General features: G+C 33.8%; 13 protein-coding genes and 1 pseudogene. 10 read left to right on the top strand and 4 right to left on the bottom strand.

What is annotated here, in order from left to right:
- The first annotated feature begins 32 nt into the window (after positions 1-32).
- Together AC2TDS_RS04215 and capA are read left to right on the top strand one after the other, a co-directional pair.
- Positions 33-2,129: a S9 family peptidase gene (locus tag AC2TDS_RS04215; RefSeq protein ID WP_484737873.1), complete on the top strand. Its 2,097-nt coding sequence runs from the start codon at positions 33-35 to the stop codon at positions 2,127-2,129.
- Positions 2,130-2,238: 109 nt separating this feature from the next.
- On the top strand, positions 2,239-3,231 hold the full coding sequence (gene capA / locus AC2TDS_RS04210; protein ID WP_484737872.1) for a cysteate synthase: 993 nt from the start codon (positions 2,239-2,241) through the stop codon (positions 3,229-3,231).
- A gap of 75 nt (positions 3,232-3,306) precedes the next feature.
- Here capA and clpB read toward each other — a convergent pair whose 3' ends face one another.
- On the bottom strand, positions 3,307-5,913 hold the full coding sequence (gene clpB / locus AC2TDS_RS04205) for an ATP-dependent chaperone ClpB (RefSeq protein ID WP_484737871.1): 2,607 nt from the start codon (positions 5,911-5,913) through the stop codon (positions 3,307-3,309).
- Positions 5,914-6,351: 438 nt separating this feature from the next.
- On the opposite strand from clpB, the gene ytxJ reads away from it, so the two are divergent.
- A complete protein-coding gene (gene ytxJ, locus AC2TDS_RS04200) occupies positions 6,352-6,756 on the top strand; it encodes a bacillithiol system redox-active protein YtxJ (RefSeq protein WP_484737870.1) in 405 nt (134 codons plus the stop codon).
- Between the two features lie 58 nt (positions 6,757-6,814).
- Positions 6,815-8,371 carry a DEAD/DEAH box helicase gene (locus tag AC2TDS_RS04195; protein WP_484737869.1) on the top strand — a complete coding sequence of 519 codons (1,557 nt, stop codon included), beginning with the start codon at positions 6,815-6,817 and terminating at the stop codon, positions 8,369-8,371.
- 170 nt (positions 8,372-8,541) lie between these two features.
- On the opposite strand, the gene fahA is transcribed toward AC2TDS_RS04195, so the two are convergent.
- Positions 8,542-9,822, bottom strand: a complete 1,281-nt coding sequence (gene fahA / locus AC2TDS_RS04190) for a fumarylacetoacetase (protein ID WP_484738917.1) — start codon at positions 9,820-9,822, stop codon at positions 8,542-8,544.
- A 203-nt stretch (positions 9,823-10,025) separates the two neighbouring features.
- On the opposite strand from fahA, the gene glyA reads away from it, so the two are divergent.
- From glyA to AC2TDS_RS04175, 3 genes and pseudogenes are all read left to right on the top strand, one after another.
- Positions 10,026-11,300: a serine hydroxymethyltransferase gene (glyA, locus tag AC2TDS_RS04185; protein ID WP_484737868.1), complete on the top strand. Its 1,275-nt coding sequence runs from the start codon at positions 10,026-10,028 to the stop codon at positions 11,298-11,300.
- 312 nt (positions 11,301-11,612) lie between these two features.
- Positions 11,613-12,431: a transposase gene (locus tag AC2TDS_RS04180; RefSeq protein ID WP_484737867.1), complete on the top strand. Its 819-nt coding sequence runs from the start codon at positions 11,613-11,615 to the stop codon at positions 12,429-12,431.
- 15 nt (positions 12,432-12,446) lie between these two features.
- A pseudogene (locus tag AC2TDS_RS04175) lies at positions 12,447-12,701 on the top strand (IS4 family transposase); the annotation flags it as partial.
- Positions 12,702-12,753: 52 nt separating this feature from the next.
- On the opposite strand, the gene AC2TDS_RS04170 reads toward AC2TDS_RS04175, so the two are convergent.
- A complete protein-coding gene (locus tag AC2TDS_RS04170; protein WP_484737866.1) occupies positions 12,754-14,130 on the bottom strand; it encodes a DNA recombination protein RmuC in 1,377 nt (458 codons plus the stop codon).
- A 105-nt stretch (positions 14,131-14,235) separates the two neighbouring features.
- Between AC2TDS_RS04170 and AC2TDS_RS04165 the strand changes: the two genes are divergently transcribed.
- From AC2TDS_RS04165 to AC2TDS_RS04155, 3 genes are all read left to right on the top strand, one after another.
- Positions 14,236-14,769 (top strand): 1-acyl-sn-glycerol-3-phosphate acyltransferase, encoded by a 534-nt coding sequence (locus AC2TDS_RS04165; protein WP_484737865.1) that lies wholly within the window; start codon positions 14,236-14,238, stop codon positions 14,767-14,769.
- Positions 14,770-14,782: 13 nt separating this feature from the next.
- Entirely contained in the window at positions 14,783-15,730 is a 948-nt protein-coding gene (locus AC2TDS_RS04160) for an MBL fold metallo-hydrolase (protein ID WP_484737864.1), read from the top strand.
- Between the two features lie 687 nt (positions 15,731-16,417).
- The gene (locus AC2TDS_RS04155) at positions 16,418-16,660 is read left to right on the top strand and encodes a hypothetical protein (protein WP_484737863.1); all 243 of its coding nucleotides are present in this window, start codon (positions 16,418-16,420) and stop codon (positions 16,658-16,660) included.
- A gap of 101 nt (positions 16,661-16,761) precedes the next feature.
- On the opposite strand, the gene AC2TDS_RS04150 is transcribed toward AC2TDS_RS04155, so the two are convergent.
- Positions 16,762-19,422 (bottom strand): TonB-dependent receptor, encoded by a 2,661-nt coding sequence (locus AC2TDS_RS04150; protein ID WP_484737862.1) that lies wholly within the window; start codon positions 19,420-19,422, stop codon positions 16,762-16,764.
- Positions 19,423-19,444: the final 22 nt, after the last annotated feature.

Below are 19,444 nucleotides of genomic sequence, written 5' to 3'. Positions count from 1 at the left end.
GTCTTATTTTTGCAGCCTGCAAAAATGAAAAGATGAATAAAGTTATAGAAGCACCAGTTGCTGAAAAGCAAGCAACTAAGTTAGAAAAACACGGAGATGTTAGAGTAGATAATTATTTTTGGATGCGTTTGACGGATGAGCAAAAAAATGCCGAAGTTAAAGACGAGCAGACGCAAAAGGTATATGATTATTTGAATGCTGAAAATGAATATTTTGAAGAAATGACTTCAGAAACTAAAGAGTTTGAAGAGAAGTTGTTTCAGGAGATTAAGGGAAGAATTAAAGAAGACGATGAGTCAGTTCCTTATAAAGATAATGGGTATTACTATATAACACGTTATGAAATAGGGGATCAATACCCAATTTATAGTCGTAAAAAAGGAACCTTGGAAGCTGAAGAAGAGATTTTATTTGATGTTAATGAGGAGGCAAAAAACCATGAATATTTTCAATTAGGTGGGGTTAATATTTCTTTAGATAATAAATTAGTAGCATTTGCTATTGATACTGTGAGTCGCCGTCAATATACTATTCATTTTAAAAATTTAGAGACGGGTGAGATTTATGAAGATAAAATAGAAAACACTACTGGGGGCTCTGTATGGGCAAATGACCATAAAACGCTGTACTATACTAAAAAAGATCCAGTTACGCTACGTAGTTCTCAGATATATAAACATATTTTAGGTACTGATGTAGCCAAAGATGAACTTGTTTTTGAAGAGAAAGATGAAACTTTTGGAGTGTTTGTTACTAAGTCGAAGTCTAAAAAATATATTGTTATAGGGTCATATAATACCTTGTCAACAGAATACCGTGTACTAGAGGCTGATAAGCCAGAAGGTGCTTTTAGAATTATACAACTTCGTGAAAGAAACTTGGAATACGATATAGCGCATTACGAAGATCATTTTTACATTAGAACAAATAAAGACGGGGCTACGAACTTTAAGTTGATGAAAACTCCTGAAGATAAGACTACCAAAGAGCATTGGACAGATGTTATTCCACATAGAGACGATACTTTATTTGAAGACTTTTCAATTTTTAAAGAATATCTAGTTCTTGAAGAGAGAAATGAAGGGCTAAATAAAATAAGAATCAAGCGTTGGGATGGAGCTGCCGATTACTATTTACCATTCGAAGAAGAAACCTATTCTGCTGGGGTGTATTTCAATCCTGAGTTTGATACTGATATTATTCGTTATTCATACAACTCCATGACTACGCCAAGATCCGTGATTGACTTTAATATGAAAGACAAGTCAAAAGAGGTGAAGAAAGAGCAAGAAGTGTTAGGAGGTAAGTTTGACAAAGCTAATTATATCAGCAAGCGTGTTTGGGTGACAGCAAGAGATGGTAAAAAGATAGCCTTGTCGATGGTGCATCATAAAGATACAGAAATTAATCAAAACACTCCCGTGTTACAATATGCTTATGGATCATATGGATATACGATTCCTGATGGATTTTCTAGCTCTAGATTGAGCTTATTAGATAGAGGTTTTGTATACGCTTTGGCGCATATAAGAGGGAGTCAGTATTTAGGACGAGAGTGGTATGATGACGGAAAAATGCTGAATAAAAAGAATACGTTTACTGATTTTATCGACTGTTCTAAGTATTTAATTGATAGTGGGTATACCTCACCAGAGCATTTATATGCGATGGGTGGGTCAGCAGGTGGCTTGTTAATGGGAGCAATTGTAAACATGAACCCTGAGTTATACAATGGTATTATTTCGGCAGTGCCTTTTGTTGATGTAATATCAACCATGTTAGATGATAGTATTCCTTTAACTACAGGAGAATATGATGAATGGGGGAATCCTAACGATAAAGAGTATTATGACTATATAAAATCGTATTCTCCGTATGATCAAGTAGAGGCGAGGTCGTATCCGAATATTTTAGTAACTACTGGTTTACACGATAGTCAAGTTCAGTATTGGGAACCAGCAAAATGGGTTGCGAAGTTAAGAGAGTTAAAAACGGATAGTAATTTATTGTTGTTACATACAAACATGGACGCGGGTCATGGAGGTTCTTCTGGAAGATTTGAGGCGTTGAAAGAAACAGCAGAAGAGTTTACGTTCTTTTTAATGTTAGAGGATAAGTTAGAAAAATAATTATATTTTTGCGCTCGAAAAGGGTAGGGCGTCATGGAGAGAATAGGTATATTAAAAGTTTTAATTTCGCTTTCTTTTCTCACAATGACCCCTTTATTAGTATATAAGAATGAGACACGCTGGTATTACCAATACGATTTTAGATTTAGTCGGACAAACACCTTTAGTAAAATTACATAATATAACCAAAGAGTTACCAGGGAAGTATTATGCCAAGATTGAGGCTTTTAATCCAGGGCACTCTGCTAAAGATAGGATAGCACTTCATATTATTGAAACGGCAGAGAAAAAAGGAATTGTTAAAAGAGGAGATATTATTGTAGAAACAACCTCTGGAAACACAGGGTTTTCTTTAGCTATGATAAGTATAGTTAAGGGCTATAGATGTATTTTAGCAGTAAGCGATAAGTCATCTCAAGATAAAATTGATATGTTAAAAGCCATGGGGGCTGAAGTTCATATCTGTCCTGCTAATGTACCAGCAGAAGATCCTCGTTCGTATTATGAAGTAGCCAAAAGATTACACAAAGAAAACCCGGGGTCTATTTATATTAATCAGTATTTTAATGAGCTTAATATTGAAGCACATTATGTGAGCACAGGTCCTGAAATTTGGGAGCAAACAAATGGAGAGGTGACGCACTTAGTTGCGGCGAGCGGAACTGGGGGGACTATTTCGGGTACCGCACAGTATTTAAAGGAGAAAAACCCTAATATTAAGGTTTTAGGAGTGGATGCAATTGGATCTGTAATTAAAAAATACCACGAAACAGGAGAGTTGGATACAAGTGAAATTAGCCCGTATAAAATTGAAGGCTTAGGAAAAAATTTGATTCCTACTTCTACCGATTTTGATGTGGTTGATATTTACGAAAAGGTATCTGATAAAGCATCAGCACTAAAAGCCAGAGAACTGGTAAAAACAGAAGGGATTTTTGCAGGATATACCTCTGGAGCAGTTTTACAAGGAGTGCAACAGTATGCTGATAAAGGTTATTTTGATGAAGCTAGTGTTGTGGTAGTTATTTTGCCAGATCACGGATCGCGTTATATGAATAAGATTTATTCAGATAAATGGATGAAAGAACAGGATTTCTTATAAGAAGGTTAATTAAATCTCAAAAAAAAACTCGAATTTGTATTTGCAAATTCGAGTTTTTTTTTGAGATCTTTAAGTTTATATGTTTTCGATTAAATGGGATTGATTTCTAAAAACTAAGGTGTCATTGAAAGCATCTAAAAGGATGATGCTGTCTGTAGTTACTTTGCCAGATAAGATCTCTTTGGATAGTGCGTTTAATACTTCCTTTTGGATGATACGTTTAACTGGTCTGGCACCAAACTCTGGTTGGTATCCCTTCTCTGCTAAATATGAGATAGCCTCTTCGGTGGCATCAATGGTAATATGTTGTTTTGCTACCATCGTTTTAACATTGTTTAATTGTAGTTTAACGATACTTCTAATGTCTTTTATTGATAAAGGAGTAAACATAATAATATCATCAATTCTGTTTAAAAACTCGGGACGCACCGTTTGTTTTAAGAGTTCAAGAACTTCATTTTTCGCAAGTTCCAAGGTGGTGTCAATGTCATTTTTTAAGGTTTTAAATTTTTCTTGAATAATATGGCTTCCCATATTCGAGGTCATTATGATAATCGTATTTTTAAAATCGGCAACACGACCCTTATTATCGGTTAATCGACCCTCGTCAAGTACTTGTAGTAAAATATTAAAAGTATCTGGGTGGGCTTTTTCAATTTCATCTAATAGTACTACTGAGTATGGTTTTCTTCTTACAGCCTCAGTTAATTGTCCTCCCTCATCATAACCAACATATCCTGGAGGTGCTCCAACCAACCTGCTAATAGAATGACGTTCTTGATACTCACTCATATCAATACGGGTCATAGCACTTTCGTCATCAAACAAATAGTCAGCTAAAGCTTTAGCTAATTCTGTTTTTCCTACCCCCGTAGTGCCTAAAAACAAGAATGAACCTATTGGTTTATCGGGGTTTTGTAATCCAGCCCTAGAACGACGAACAGCGTCAGATACGGCAATAATACCTTCTTCTTGACCAACAACGCGCTTATGCAGCTCACTTTCTAATTTTAACAACTTTTCACGTTCTGATTGTAGCATTTTTGTAACAGGAACACCTGTCCATTTTGCAACTACTTCAGCGATATCATCATAGGTTACTTCTTCTTTGATCAAGGCATTTTCACTTTGATTTGAAAGAACCTCTTGTTGCTTTTCTAAAGCTTCTTGCGCTTCTTTAATTTTTCCGTAGCGAAGCTCAGCTACTTTACCGTAATCACCATTACGTTCTGCTTTTTCAGCTTCTAACTTAAAGTTGTCGATATCTGATTTTAACTGCTGTATCGCATCAACTACATTTTTTTCTGACTGCCATTTAGCATTAATTTCATTTCGTTCTTCCTTTAAATTGGCTAAGTCAGCATTCAATGATTTTAGCTTAATATGGTCATTTTCACGTTTTATGGCTTCTATTTCAATTTCTAGTTGCATGATCTTGCGATCTAATACGTCTAATTCTTCTGGTTTTGAATTGATCTCCATACGTAATTTAGACGCCGCTTCATCCATTAAATCAATGGCTTTATCAGGTAAAAAACGATTGGTAATATAGCGTTGTGATAATTCAACAGCACCTATTATAGCGTCATCTTTAATTCGTACTTTGTGGTGTGTTTCGTATTTATCTTTAATGCCTCTTAGAATTGAAATAGCACTTTCTGTATCTGGCTCATCTACTACAACTTTTTGAAAACGTCGCTCTAAAGCCTTGTCTTTTTCGAAGTACTTTTGGTATTCATCTAAAGTAGTCGCTCCGATAGCCCTCAGTTCGCCTCTTGCTAAGGCAGGTTTTAGGATGTTAGCAGCGTCCATGGCTCCTTGTCCACCACCTGCACCAACTAAAGTGTGAATTTCATCTATAAACAAAACGATATCTCCTTCAGAAGTAGTAACCTCTTTTATGACGGATTTAAGACGTTCTTCAAACTCTCCTTTATATTTAGCTCCTGCAATAAGAGCTCCCATATCTAACGAGAAAATTTGCTTGTCTTTTAAATTTTCAGGAACGTCACCACGAATGATTCGATGTGCTAAACCTTCTGCAATGGCTGTTTTTCCTGTGCCAGGTTCTCCAACCAAGATTGGGTTGTTTTTGGTTCTTCGTGATAAAATTTGCAATAAGCGTCGTATCTCTTCATCTCTGCCAATCACAGGGTCTAATTTACCATCTTGAGCAAGTTGGTTTAGGTTTTTAGCGTACTTATTCAATGAATTATACGTCTCTTCTGCATTTTGTGAAGTGACTCTGTCACCTTTTCGAAGTTCATTGATGGCGGTAGTGAGGTTTTTTTCTGTAACCCCCTGGTCTTTTAGTACTTGTGCGATTTGACTTTTTGATTTGAAAATAGCCAAGATTAAGTGTTCAATAGATACATACTCGTCATTCATTTTTTTAGCAATTACAGAGGCTTCAGTAAGGCTTTTACTGGCTTCTCTAGAGAGCATCAATTCTGCGCCAGTTACTTTGGCTAAACTGTCTAGTTGCTTGTCGAGAATTTGTTGAATAACACTTACAGTTACATTCAGTTTTTTTAGTAAAAAAGGGAGTACGTTTTCGTCAACTAAAAATAACGCTTTAAAGAGGTGTTCATTTTCAATTTGGTTATGTTGATAGCTTTGCGCTAGTTGCTGCGCATGCTGTATAGTTTCTTGAGATTTTATGGTATAATTGTTAAAATTCATAATTAGAGGTTTTGAGTACTTACGTATTCAAAAGTAATACCAAGGCCTATAGAATAATTAGAGGAGTCATAATGACAGTTGTCGTGGTGTTTTGTATGACTTTTTGGCTGTTTTGTTTTTTGTAAATGTGTTTTTGTAAATTCTTAGTAAGGATTAAGGAAAGCTAAAGAATTATAATAGTACTTATAAATTAAAAACACTGCGATCAAATTCATTTCTTATGCTTTTTTTGAATATACAAAGAAATGGTGGTTATTGTTATCTCAAATTTTTGTAATTTGTAGAAAGAAAAATAGTTGTTACGTAAGAATCATGTTAAATAGTAGATTACACGAAATAGGTTTGTTTGAAAAGAAAAGTTTTAATGCCTAAATTTGTATCCGCTAGTTAAACACATTCTAAAGGAATTAATTTTTGTAACTGATAAAAAAAGTAGTAATGGGAATATTGAAATCACTTTTTGGGAATTCATCATCTGAAAATAATGAAAAACCGTCACATGTTAATTGGATTGAATTAAATAATATGGATCAACTCCAAGAAATAGAGATGTTATCTAAAGAAGAACCGATTGCTATTTTTAAACATTCAACACGTTGTGGAATTAGTAAAATGGTAATTAAACGTTTTGAAAACAATATTGATGAAAGTTTAAAAGATTTTAAAATATACTATTTAGACCTATTGAATTATCGTGAAATATCAGATGAAATAGGTGTTAAATTTCGGGTACTTCATCAGTCACCTCAATTGTTAGTAATCAAGAACGGGGAGGCGGTAGCACACGCTTCTCACCATGATATTATGAGTATTGATTTAAAAAAAATGAAAAATTTATATTGATTATACTGGTATTTCCTTAAATAGATCGTATTTTTGCTCTCTTCAAAATAGAATAAAATTGAGTAAAGAAACGACGACGACCCAGCAAATTGTAGGTAAAAATTTATATGGTTATCAAAAGGAAGCGTTACATAAAATTTTTAAAAGTTTTGAAAACGCCCCTGAAAATTACCATCTCTTATATCAATTACCAACAGGTGGAGGTAAGACAGTTATTTTCTCTGAAATTACGCGACAGTATTTAAAGCATTATAAAAAGAAGGTGTTGATAATGACACACCGTATTGAGTTGTGTAAGCAAACCGCGAAAATGCTTAGCGAGTTTAAAGTGGAGAATAAAATTATTGATAGTAAAGCTAGTCTAGACGATCAAGGTGAATACGGCTGTTTTGTTGCCATGGTAGAAACATTAAACAATCGTTTGAACGATGATATGCTTGATATTTCCAATGTAGGATTGGTTATTATCGATGAAGCCCATTATAATTCATTTACAAAATTATTCAAGTTTTTTGACAAATCGTTTGTTCTTGGAGTAACAGCAACACCGTTAAGTTCGAACATAAAGTTACCCATGAAAAACAACTATGATGAGCTCATAGATGGGGAAAGTATTACGTCTTTAATTGAAAATGAATACTTAGCTAAGGCAAATGTATATTCTTATAATGTTGGGCTAACCTCATTAGAAGTTGGTGCCAATGGTGATTACACTGTTAAATCTTCTGAAGATTTATATACGAACACAGATATGCTGTCTAAATTACTACAAGCATATGAGGAACGAGCAAAAGGAACAAAAACGTTAATTTTTAATAATGGTATTAATACATCTTTGCATGTATATGACACCTTTAAAAGAGCTGGGTATCCAATAGCACATTTAGACAATACAAACACAAAAAAAGAACGAGATTTTATATTAAAATGGTTTCATAAAACACCCAATGCCATTATTACTTCTGTGAGTATATTGACAACTGGGTTTGATGAGCCTTCTGTAAAATCTATAATCTTAAATAGAGCCACAAAATCCTTGACGTTGTATTATCAAATGATTGGTAGAGGTTCACGTATTTTACCGGGTAAGTCAGAGTTTAATGTTATTGATTTAGGTAATAATTTTCATCGTTTTGGTCCGTGGGGAGCCGATCTAGATTGGCAAAGAATGTTTAGAGCTCCGAGTTTTTATTTAGATAATTTATTGTCGGATGAGGAAATTGAAAATGAGTTCAGGTATGAACTTCCAGCCGATGTTAAGAAAGAATTCGCGAATTCTAAAGAGTTATATTTCGATGTAAAGAAAGTGTATATTGAAACCATACAAGCTGGTCAGTCATCAAAGAAAGTATTGGAAAAATCTATTGAGCATCATGCCAAATTATGTGTGGAAAATAGTGAAGATGTTTTTGATGCGTTGATATTGGCTAAAAAATTAGGAGGTGATATTGATGATAGAATCTACAGATATTCTAAATGTATTTGTAAAAGTACTCATAATTTTATTGATTGGTTGCAAGATGACTATCGTAAAAAATTAAACACGTATTTGCGTGGCAATTTCGATGAGGTTTATGAAGATATTCACGGGCATCCACCACCGGAGGAAGAATAAATAAAAAGCATAAAAAAATGATCTTTTACTTATACCATCTATGATTTGAAATTACTGTAAAAGAAAACGATGGTTTTTCTTTATGAAAATTAAGCATAGCCTTAGTTTTTCCTTTCTTTTTCTAATGAAGAAGAAAGGAAAAAAAAGGTGTTTTATTACGGTAAATGGTATTATTCAATTGCAGGTAAAATTTTACCATTACATTCTCCAAAACCAATACGTACTTTATCGTTTTTAGCGTATCCTCTCATAATAACCGTATCGTTATCATTAATAAACTTACGTTCAGAACCATCGTTCATTTTTAAAGGATTTTGCCCTCTCCATGTTAATTCTAACATAGAACCAAAACTATCTTGCGTTGGACCAGAAATTGTACCACTACCCATCATGTCACCTGCATTTACAGGGCATCCATTTACTGTATGGTGTGTTAGCTGCTGAACCATGGTCCAATACATATACTTGAAGTTAGAATTACAAACAACCGTTTCGTCAGTATTCTCTGGTTTGATGGCCATTTGTAAATTGATATCATAGCTATCTTTACCTTCCTTATGTAGGTATGGTAGTGGCTCATGAACTTGTTTTGGGTTATCTACTCTAAAAGGCTCTAAAGCATCTAAGGTGACAATCCAAGGAGATATCGTTGAAGCGAAATTTTTACCTAAGAATGGTCCCAGAGGAACATATTCCCAAGCTTGAATGTCACGAGCAGACCAGTCGTTAAATAATACTAAACCAAAGATGTAATCTTCTGCTTCTTCAATAGGTATTCTTTCTCCTAAGTCATTTGCTACCGTGGTTATAAAGGCCATCTCTAATTCAAAGTCTAATAATTTTGAGGGGCCAAAACCAGGTGTGTTAGTGCCTTCAGCAGGTCTAAATTGTCCCACAGGACGACGAATAGGTGTTCCTGAAGGAATTATAGAAGAACTTCTACCATGGTATCCAATAGGTATGTGTAACCAGTTCGGTAAGAGTGCGTTTTCAGGGTCCCTAAATAAAGAACCTACATTAGTAGCGTGTTCTTTACTGGCATAGAAATCAGTATAATCACCTACACTAACAGGTAATTGCATTTCTACCTCGTCCATTCTAAAAATTACTTTATCCTTATGTTCAGCATTGTCACGTAAGTTACTATTAGTAACATCAAAAATATCAGCAATTCTATTACGAACTAGGCGCCATGTTTTACGACCATCCGCAATAAAATCGTTCAATGTATCTTGTAAAAAAATATCGTCCGTGAGAAGAATACCCTCAAAGTATCCTAATTGATGTAAAGCACCTAAATCAATGGCATAGTCACCAATTCTTGTTCCTATGGTAACAATATCATCTTTCGTTAAAAAAACACCAAAAGGTATGTTTTGAATAGGGAAATCAGAGTCTTCCTTAACAGTTAGCCACGATTTTCTATTAGGATTATTTGCTGTTATCTCCATGTAGTTATATTGTTTAATTTTCATCAAACCTACATATTTTTTTCAATTTAGACTAGAGTAAAAATTAAAAAATGTAAAAAAAAAGTATAGATTATAATTATATAGTATCAATACGTAAGCAATGTATTAAAATACTATCAAGGTCAACATTATTTACTCATAAAATGATTACATTTGGCAACAAAATTTAACAAAACACAACGATGCAAAAAGATCACCAAATTTTTGACCTTATCGCTGATGAAAAAAAACGTCAGTTAAACGGTTTGGAGTTAATAGCTTCTGAAAACTTTGTCAGTGAGCAAGTCATGGAAGCACAAGGTTCAGTTTTAACAAATAAATATGCAGAAGGGTACCCAGGTAAACGTTATTACGGGGGCTGTGAAGTAGTCGATATTGTTGAACAGATCGCAATTGATAGAGCAAAAGAGTTATTTGGAGCAGCGTATGTTAATGTGCAGCCACATTCTGGAAGTCAGGCAAATACTGCGGTGTTTGCGGCATGTTTGCAGCCAGGAGACACTATCTTAGGGTTTGATTTGTCACATGGAGGTCATTTAACACATGGTTCACCAGTAAATTTTTCAGGTAAATTGTATAAGCCTGTATTTTATGGTGTTGATAAAGATACTGGACGTATAGATTATGAGCATATAGAGCAACAAGCAAATCAACATAAACCGAAATTAATTATTGCAGGAGCTTCTGCATATTCGCGTGATATAGACTTTAAGCGATTTAGAGCTATAGCAGATAGTGTTGGTGCAATTTTAATGGCTGATATTTCACATCCATCTGGGTTAATTGCAAAAGGAATTTTGTCTGACCCACTACCGCATTGTCATATTGTAACGACTACAACACATAAAACCTTACGTGGTCCACGTGGAGGAATGATAATGATGGGTAAAGATTTTGATAATCCATTTGGATTGACCTTGAAGAGTGGTAAGCCTAAAAAAATGTCTACTTTATTAAATTCAGGAGTTTTCCCAGGGAATCAAGGAGGACCATTGGAGCATGTTATTGCAGCCAAGGCAATTGCTTTTGGAGAAGCGTTAACTGATGAATTCTTAGAATATCAAATTCAAGTACGTGAAAATGCTAGAGCCATGGCAACAGCGTTTATGGAGAAAGGATATGATATTATTTCTGGAGGTACCGATAATCACATGATGTTAATAGATTTACGTAATAAGGATATAACTGGTAAGGATGCTGAAATCGCTTTAGGTAAAGCAGAAATTACTGTTAATAAAAACATGGTTCCTTTTGATACGCAATCCCCTTTTGTTACTTCTGGAATTCGTATCGGAACAGCAGCAATTACAACTCGTGGTTTAGTTGAAGAAGATATGGTAACTATTGTCGATTTAATTGATGAAGCTATTATCAATGCAGATAATGATGAGGCTTTAGAAGCAATTTCAGACAAAGTATACGATTTAATGCACCAAAGAAGATTGTTTGTAGGTTAAAAACAATTTCTTTTTCATATGAAGAAAGCGACCATTTAGGTCAGTCATGGTCGGAAGATTTTTCTTCCGACTTTTTTTTGTTTTATAGAGTATAAAACATTGATTTAATAACTTGATTATCAAGGGGTTGTCTTTTTTTTGTGATGTAATTTCCGTATCTTAATATCTGATAATCAATCTATTATATCAGTATTTAAAGATCACAAAATTTCAGTAAGTCAATTATTAAGCGTTATTCCAGAGGCACTATTATCCAAATTATCGATAACTACCAAAGTCGATTATTATGCAAAGGTTCTTCATGGAAAAAAAATGTTTTATTTGCTACTCTATGGTATTTTAGAGAATGAAAAGCTAAGTCAGCGTACTTTAGAAGATACTTTTAATGATTTTCTGTTTAAAACGCTTTTTGATTTAGACAAATCCGAAACTATAAGACGAAGTTCTATCTCAGAAAGGTTATCTAAAATCGATTCTGATTACTTCCGTCAAATATACCAATGTGTTTACCAGCAATTTCACGATGCCTACCCTAACAAGGATAAGGAAAAACATCATTTAATACATGTAGATAGTTCTATGGTTAGTGAGGCTTCTGCCAAACTATTAAAAGGTATTGATCATAAAAACGGGAAGAAATCTGTTAAATACAGTATGGCTTTTGATGGTTTATTACCTTGTCATTCAGAGGTGTTTACCAAGGCGAAGTATGCTAGTGAAGATATGGCTCTATCCAAGGCTATACGCAATCATGTAAAGCAAGAAACACATCATCAAAACATCTATGTTATTGATAGAGGGCTTCAGTCTACAAGAACAATGAACTCATTTACTAATGAGGCTGTTACTATTATTGTTAGAGCAAAAGAAAACCGAAAACATGTAGAACTACAATCTTTAGTTAAGCAAGCTCAAGATTTAGATTTAGGAGAATTAACCCTTATCAAAGATAGTAAAGTACAACTTTACACAGGAAAACCAATCCATAACAAAAAAGGAAATGTACATTATAGAGAAGAATTAATAGAAACTCCTTTTCGTTTAATTGTAGCGAAAACAAAAACAGAAGACCCAAAGGACTTTTGGTTTATTACCAATGATTTTGATTTATCGGCTAAACAAATAGCATAAGCCTATCGAAGACGATGGGATATTGAGGTGTTTTTTCATTTTATAAAACAAGAACTCAATGTAAGTCATCTGGTCTCATTGAATAAAAATGGAATAGAAGTTATCCTATATATGACTCTAATCGTAGCCATGATAATTTTAATCTATAAAAAAGCAAACCAAATAGGTTATAAAACTGCTAAAAGAAGATTTAAAATGGAGCTCAGAAATTTAGCTATAGCTATGATTGTTGTAGACTGTGAAGGAAATTTAGACCATTTTGAAACTTAAAAAAAATGCACGGAATTTCTTCCGACCATGACTGCCATTTAGGTCGCTTTTTTTAATCTTCTTCTTGAGCTCTTTCAATAATTTTTTCTGGAAGTGCCTTTTTTGCCTTTGCCCCCATTTTCTTGAGTTTTTCTACGCTATTAATTAAGTTACCTCTTCCTTCAAAAAGTTTGTTCATGGCCATGCTATAATCAGACTTCGTGGCATCTATTTTTTTACCTATACTAACCAAGTCTTTCAATAGGCCGTCAAATTTATCGTATAATGCCCCAGCTTGTCTTGCAATTTCTATAGCATTGCGTTGTTGCTTTTCGTTATTCCACATAGTGTCTATAGTGCGCAATGTTGCTAAAAGCGTTGTTGGAGTAACAATAACTATGTTTTTTTCAAAGGCTCTGTTGTATAGCGTATTGTCTTCGTTTAGGGCAACGGCAAAAGCAGGTTCAATAGGAACAAAAAGCAACACGAAATCTGGAGACTCTATTTTATAAATGTCTTCGTATTTTTTATCAGAAAGTTGCTCAACATGGCGTTTTAATGAGTTTACATGTTCTTTAACAAAGCGTTCTCTATCGTTGTCGTCTTCCGTGTTAATATATTGCTCATAAGCAGTTAAAGATACTTTGGAGTCAACAATCATTTTTTTGTTATCTGGTAAATGGATAACAACATCAGGTAAAATACGTTTCCCTTCTTCGTTCGAAAAAGATTGTTGCACAAAATACTCTCTATCTTTTTCCAATCCCGATTTTTCTAATACCCGTTCTAATACTAACTCTCCCCAGTTTCCCTGAGTTTTACTATCTCCTTTCAGAGCTTTTGTTAGGTTAATGGTTTCTTTACTCATTTGAGTATTTAGCTCCTTTAGCCCTAGTAATTGTTCTTTGAGAGCAGAATGCATTGAGATACTTTCTTTTTGAGAGTCTTCAACTTTTTTTTCAAAAGTTTGAATTTTTTCTTGTAAAGGGTTTAAAATAATTTTTAAGTTTTCTTTATTTTGCGCGGTAAATTTAGTAGACTTTTCATCCAGTATTTTATTGGCTAAATTCTCAAATTCTTTGGTGAATTTATCTTGAAGATTTTCCACCTCCTTTTTGTTTTCATTTAATTTTAACTGAACATTTTTTAACTCCTCATTTTTTCTAGCAAGTTCTATAGTAGCAAAGTCTTTTTCACGACGGAGTTCATCTGCTCCTTTAAGAGTATCTGATAAACGTTGAATAAAGTCGTTTTTTTGCTGTGTAAAGCTTTGTTCTTTTTCTTTTTGCTGTATTTCTAAATTGGATATACTTGAAAGTAATTGGTGGTTTTCTCTTTCAAGGTCATTCGTAGCCTTTCTTAAAGCTAATTTACCCCATAAGTAACCGATAACGGCTCCTAAAGCTAATCCTAAAATGGTAGTAACAATTAATAACAAAGTTGTGTTCATTAGACAATAAAAATTATTAGAATAGACAAATATAGGACAAGATATCATAAATATGTTTGTTATTATTATTGAAAACCGTATCATTGAGCTTTATTTTTCTTAAAAATGATATCTAAGTTTATTTATACAAAAGTATTAGGGTGGAAATTGGTTGGTAAGTTTCCTGAAGATGTAAAGAAGTTTGTAACCATTGGGGCGCCTCATACCAGTTGGAAAGATTTTCCTATTGCTATTTTGGCGAGAAACTCTTGGGGCATAAAAATTAATTTTATTGGTAAAAAATCATTATTTAAGCCTCCTTTTGGGTTTATATTTCGCTGGTTAGGTGGTACACCTGTTGACAGATCAAAGAGTAGTAATAGCGTAGATGCTATTGTTGATTTGTTTCATAAAAAAGATGAATTTCGTTTGGCATTATCACCAGAAGGCACTAGACGCAAAGTTGAGCAATGGAAAACGGGTTTTTACTATATAGCAAAAGGCGCTAAGGTACCGATCATAATGTTTACATTGGATTTTGGAAGAAAACAAATGGCTGTTTCAGAACCTTATTATCCGACTGATAATATACAAAAGGACTTTGAAGTTTTTCATGAGTTTTATAAAGATGTTCAAGGAGCAAACCCAGAATTATTCTAAATACCTATATATAATGCTAAAAAGAGTAGTATGGTTGTGTTGCCTTGTTGGAGTTTTATCATGTGACACAGAAACAAGCAATTCAACAAAAACAACAAATTCTAAAGCTCCTTTCTTCGTAGTCTTAGGGGTAGCTCAGGATGCAGGATACCCACAGATAGCTTGTAAAAAAGAATGCTGTTTAAGAACGTATAAAGACCCTAGTTTAAAAAGAATGGTGAGTTCAATAGGCTTGGTTGACCCCCAATCTAATGAGAGTTGGCTTTTTGATGCAACTCCTGATTTTACTGAACAGGTACGTTTACTTTCAAAATTTACGAAACAAAAGAAACTACCTGATGGTGTTTTTTTAACCCATGGGCATATTGGTCATTACACCGGATTAATGTATGCTGGTAGAGAAGCTATGAGTGCTAACAGTTTACCTGTTTATAGTATGCCAAGGATGAGAAAATTTTTATCCACAAATGGTCCATGGAGTCAATTGGTAGCCAATACGAATATTGAATTGAAAAGCTTAAAGAAAGATTCGACCATTATATTAAATGATCGAATATCGGTTACTCCAATTTTGGTACCACATAGAGATGAATATACGGAAACCGTTGGATATATAATTAACAATACCAAACAAAAGGCATTGTTCATACCAGATATAGATAAATGGGAAAAATGGGATAGAGGTATCGTGAACTATATTAAACAGGTTGATATCGCTTTTTTAGATGCTACTTTTTTCAAGAATGGGGAGATAAACAGAGACATGTCGGAAGTTCCACATCCTTTTGTAGAGGAGAGTATGTTATTAATGAAAAACCTTAGCGAGAACGATAAAAAGAAAGTGTATTTTATACATTTTAACCATACCAATCCATTGCTACAAGAAGGAAGCGCAGCTCAAAGAAAAGTTATAGATAGTGGTTTTAATCTAGCAAAACAAGATCTAGTGATACCGTTTTAGTTAAAAAACAGGATAAAATAGACCCCGAGAGTAGGGGGAAACATCTCGAAGTTTTGGTATATATAATGAGAACAATTAAATTCTTTTCTTAAAACGTATAGTTCACAGATAAATTAAACATGGAACCTAACTGACTAAAATGATATCTATCATACGTCATTTGTGAATAACGTTGGTTAATAAATGTGATTAAGTTGGATGGTGAATTAACTACAGCCTCGGTTCCATTTAAAATATTCGTTCCTGTAGAGTTAGTCTCAATAAACTTCCATTGAGGTAATTCATTTAAAATATTATTTGCATTAAAAGAAACCGTCCAACAATCATTAATACGATTTACAAATAAATATTTCGCATATCTATTATTTCTTTTGTAGCTATTTTTGCGTTATAAAACTTAACCATAGCTTGGCTATGCTAAAGTTTTATGCCTTAAACTAACTTAAAATAATTCAATACCTTTATACGAAATATTTATCTGTAAATCGTATAACAGTGTAATTAACACCTAATTCAGTTACAAATTTTTAGGAGTAAATTCTGTTCTTAAGTTAGAATCTAAACCAGCTTGTTTAAACGTAGTGGTTCCGAAGTATGTGTTGTTTAGCGTAAATCCAAACTTAGCAACATCATAAGTAGCTCCTAAAATCCATTTCGTTTTGGTCTAGAAGATAATAACAGAGCTTCTTGAGTTGCATCTATCAAAGCATCTCCATTATCATCGGTTCTACCATTTTAAATGGTATAGTTACTTTTGTAGAGGAAAGTATGTCATTAATGAAAAACCTTAGTGAGAAGGATAAAAAGAAAGTGTATTATATACATTTTAACCATACCAATCCATTCCTACAAGAAGGAAGCGAAGCTCAAGGAAAAGTAATAAGTAGTGGGTTTATTCTAACAAAACAAGATTTAGTGATACCGTTTTAGCTAAAAAATGGGATAAAATAAACCCCGAGATTAGGGGAAAACATCTCGAGGTTTTGGTATATATAAAGTGTATATATAATGAAAACAATTAAATTCTTTTCTTAAAACTTATAGTTCACAGATAAATTAAACATTGAACCTAACTGACTAAAATGATATCCATCATACGTCATTTGTGAATAACGTTGGTTAAATGTGATTAAGTTTGATTGGTTTTTAACTGCAGCAGCATCATTTAAGAGTGCTTCACCTGTTGAATTCTCTGCTTTAAAGCTCCATTCAGGTAATACATTTAAAATATTATTTGCATTAAAAGAAACCGTCCAATGATCATCAACATTGTAATTAACACCTAAGTCAGTTACAATTTTAGGAGTAAATTCTGTTCTTAAGTTAGAATCTAAACCAGCTTGTTTAAACGTAGTGGTTCCGAAGTATGTGTTGTTTAGCGTAAAACCAAACTTAGCAACATCATAAGTAGCTCCTAAAATCCATTTCGTTTTTGGTCTAGAAGAAAATAAAAGAGCTTCTTGAGTTGCGTCTATCAAAGCATCTCCATTATCATCGGTTCTACCATTTTCAATGGTATAGTTACCAGATAAATTTAATCCTAATTTACCGTTTCCTAATTCTATGTTTTTATAATTTGCTACAAAGTCGATTCCAGAAGTTCTAGTATCTATTGCATTAGAGAAGTAACTAACCGTTCCAAAAGAAGTAGCTAATTCATTACTTAATACAATTCTATCTTCAACATCAATATTATAATAGTCAAGAGTAAAGCTAAAGTTCTTAAAAGGTTTACCCCCCATACCAATAGTGAAGTTAGTTGATTCTTCTGCTTTTAATTTTGCAACTCCTAATTGTCTAGCTTCTCTAGATACATTATTAATTAAACCACTTACTTGGATACCTTCCCCAGGAACGAAACTATATTGTTTCTTTTGTGTATAAATTTGGTGTAAGGTAGGCGCTCTAAATCCAGTAGAAACAGAAGCTCTTAAGGTATATTTATCGTCAGCAAATTTGTAACGAGAACTCGCTTTCCATACAAATGTACTTCCGAAGTCTGAATAGTTTTCAGCTCTTATAGTTGCGTTGATCAAGAAATCTTTATTAACATCCCAGTCAGCACTAAAATACCCACCTAAATTGTAACGATTAAACTGTCCTGAATTTTCTGGTCTGTTACCGGCAAAAGAATCAGCTCCGATACCATCATAAGACGCAAGATCACCTTCTATAACTTCAAAGTTTTCTGCTCTAAACTCAGTTCCAAAAGCAATAGAAACTTCATCAGATAAAATTCTAGAGATATCAATATTTCCAACTACATGGCTAAAGGCAGTTCCTCCTGGTTTGAATACTATAGGACTATTTTCTCTGTAGATATTTTCATTGTTGCTATCTAGTATGGTACTTCTATTGTGAGAATTACTTACCGTATATGTTTGTTCGTTTCCTCCTAGTGTAAGACTACCGTCTACATTCCAGTCATTTATGGTTGTTTTGATTCCTACTGTAGCATTGTAGTCTCCTAAAAGACCTTCAAATGTTGGTAAATACCCGTCGTAACCTCCTGCGTTATTAGGATTCTCTCCAGGAAAGAAATTGGCTAAGTAAGGAAAGTCTGTTACTGTTCTCCAATAAGGAGTTCTGTAATTAGCAAAACTATTTACCATTTTGTACACATAAGCAGCATTAAAGTATAGGTCTGTTTTGTCAGATAAGTCATAACTACCGTTGATTAAGAATTTAGCAGCTGTTGTTTCTGGTGAAGCATTGATATTTCCAGCATCTGGTTTTCTCGCTAAAAACTCCTGTACATCGCTAATATTAGCACCAAAATCGGCAGCTTCTCCGGCCGCATCTACGGTACCAGGTCTGTTCGCCATTTGTGTTTTAGAGAAATCTATTGTGTAGTTAATAAAACCTTTATCATCACCGATTTTACTTCCACTATTTATGCTTACTCCTAACATTTCTCCATCGCCTTCACCTGTAATTCCAGACCTGAAGGTAGCTGAGCTATTTTTGTAATCATCTTTTAAAATAATGTTCATTACCCCGGCAATTGCATCAGAACCGTATTGCGCAGAAGCCCCATCACGAAGAATCTGAATACTTTTAATTGCATCTGTTGGTATAGCAGAAATATCAGCACCTGTTTCACCTCTACCAGGAGAAGTTTGTGTATATAAAAGAGAACTTAAATTTTTACGTTTACCGTTTATAAGGATCAAAGTTCTACTAGGTCCCATGTTTCTAATCTCATACGGATCAAGTAACGATGTTGCATCATTAACTGGAGTTTGTACCGTATTAAAAGAAGGAATTTTGTATTGCAATGCCTTGTCAAATGTTGGTTGACCTGTTGATTGTAATTCTTTTACGCCAACAATGTCTACAGGTAAAGGACTAGAAGTATTACTTCTTGCAGGTGTTCTACTACCCGTAACGATAACCTCATCTAATTGCAATCCTTCTTTAAGAACAATATTTAATATTTTTTTTCCATCAACAGCAATTTCTGTTGTTTCAAATCCAGAGAAACTGATAACCAACATGGCTCCTTCCTGAACTGTAAGTCTAAATTTTCCGTCAAAATCTGTATTAGTACCATTTTGAGTACCTTTTTCAACAACGTTTGCTCCTGGCAAGGGCTCATTATTGGCATCTTTGACTGTACCTGAGACCTGCATTTGCGCCCATGTAAAACTACTAAATACAATAGTAAAAAATAGTGTGAAAAGTTTCTTCATAAAAATAATTTTAGTTAATAAT

The organism is Tenacibaculum profundicola, from assembly GCF_057220795.1.
Note: the sequence above shows the minus strand (reverse complement) of the source record. Positions and strands in the feature narration are given on the sequence as shown.

Coding starts and splice junctions, on each gene's coding strand:
- AC2TDS_RS04215 (WP_484737873.1), top strand. CDS start 33: ATGAATAAAGTTATAGAAGCACCAGTTGCTGAAAAGCAAGCAACTAAG.
- capA (WP_484737872.1), top strand. CDS start 2,239: ATGAGACACGCTGGTATTACCAATACGATTTTAGATTTAGTCGGACAA.
- clpB (WP_484737871.1), bottom strand. CDS start 5,913: ATGAATTTTAACAATTATACCATAAAATCTCAAGAAACTATACAGCAT.
- ytxJ (WP_484737870.1), top strand. CDS start 6,352: ATGGGAATATTGAAATCACTTTTTGGGAATTCATCATCTGAAAATAAT.
- fahA (WP_484738917.1), bottom strand. CDS start 9,822: ATGGAGATAACAGCAAATAATCCTAATAGAAAATCGTGGCTAACTGTT.
- glyA (WP_484737868.1), top strand. CDS start 10,026: ATGCAAAAAGATCACCAAATTTTTGACCTTATCGCTGATGAAAAAAAA.
- AC2TDS_RS04180 (WP_484737867.1), top strand. CDS start 11,613: ATGTTTTATTTGCTACTCTATGGTATTTTAGAGAATGAAAAGCTAAGT.
- AC2TDS_RS04170 (WP_484737866.1), bottom strand. CDS start 14,130: ATGAACACAACTTTGTTATTAATTGTTACTACCATTTTAGGATTAGCT.
- AC2TDS_RS04165 (WP_484737865.1), top strand. CDS start 14,236: ATGATATCTAAGTTTATTTATACAAAAGTATTAGGGTGGAAATTGGTT.
- AC2TDS_RS04160 (WP_484737864.1), top strand. CDS start 14,783: ATGCTAAAAAGAGTAGTATGGTTGTGTTGCCTTGTTGGAGTTTTATCA.
- AC2TDS_RS04150 (WP_484737862.1), bottom strand. CDS start 19,422: ATGAAGAAACTTTTCACACTATTTTTTACTATTGTATTTAGTAGTTTT.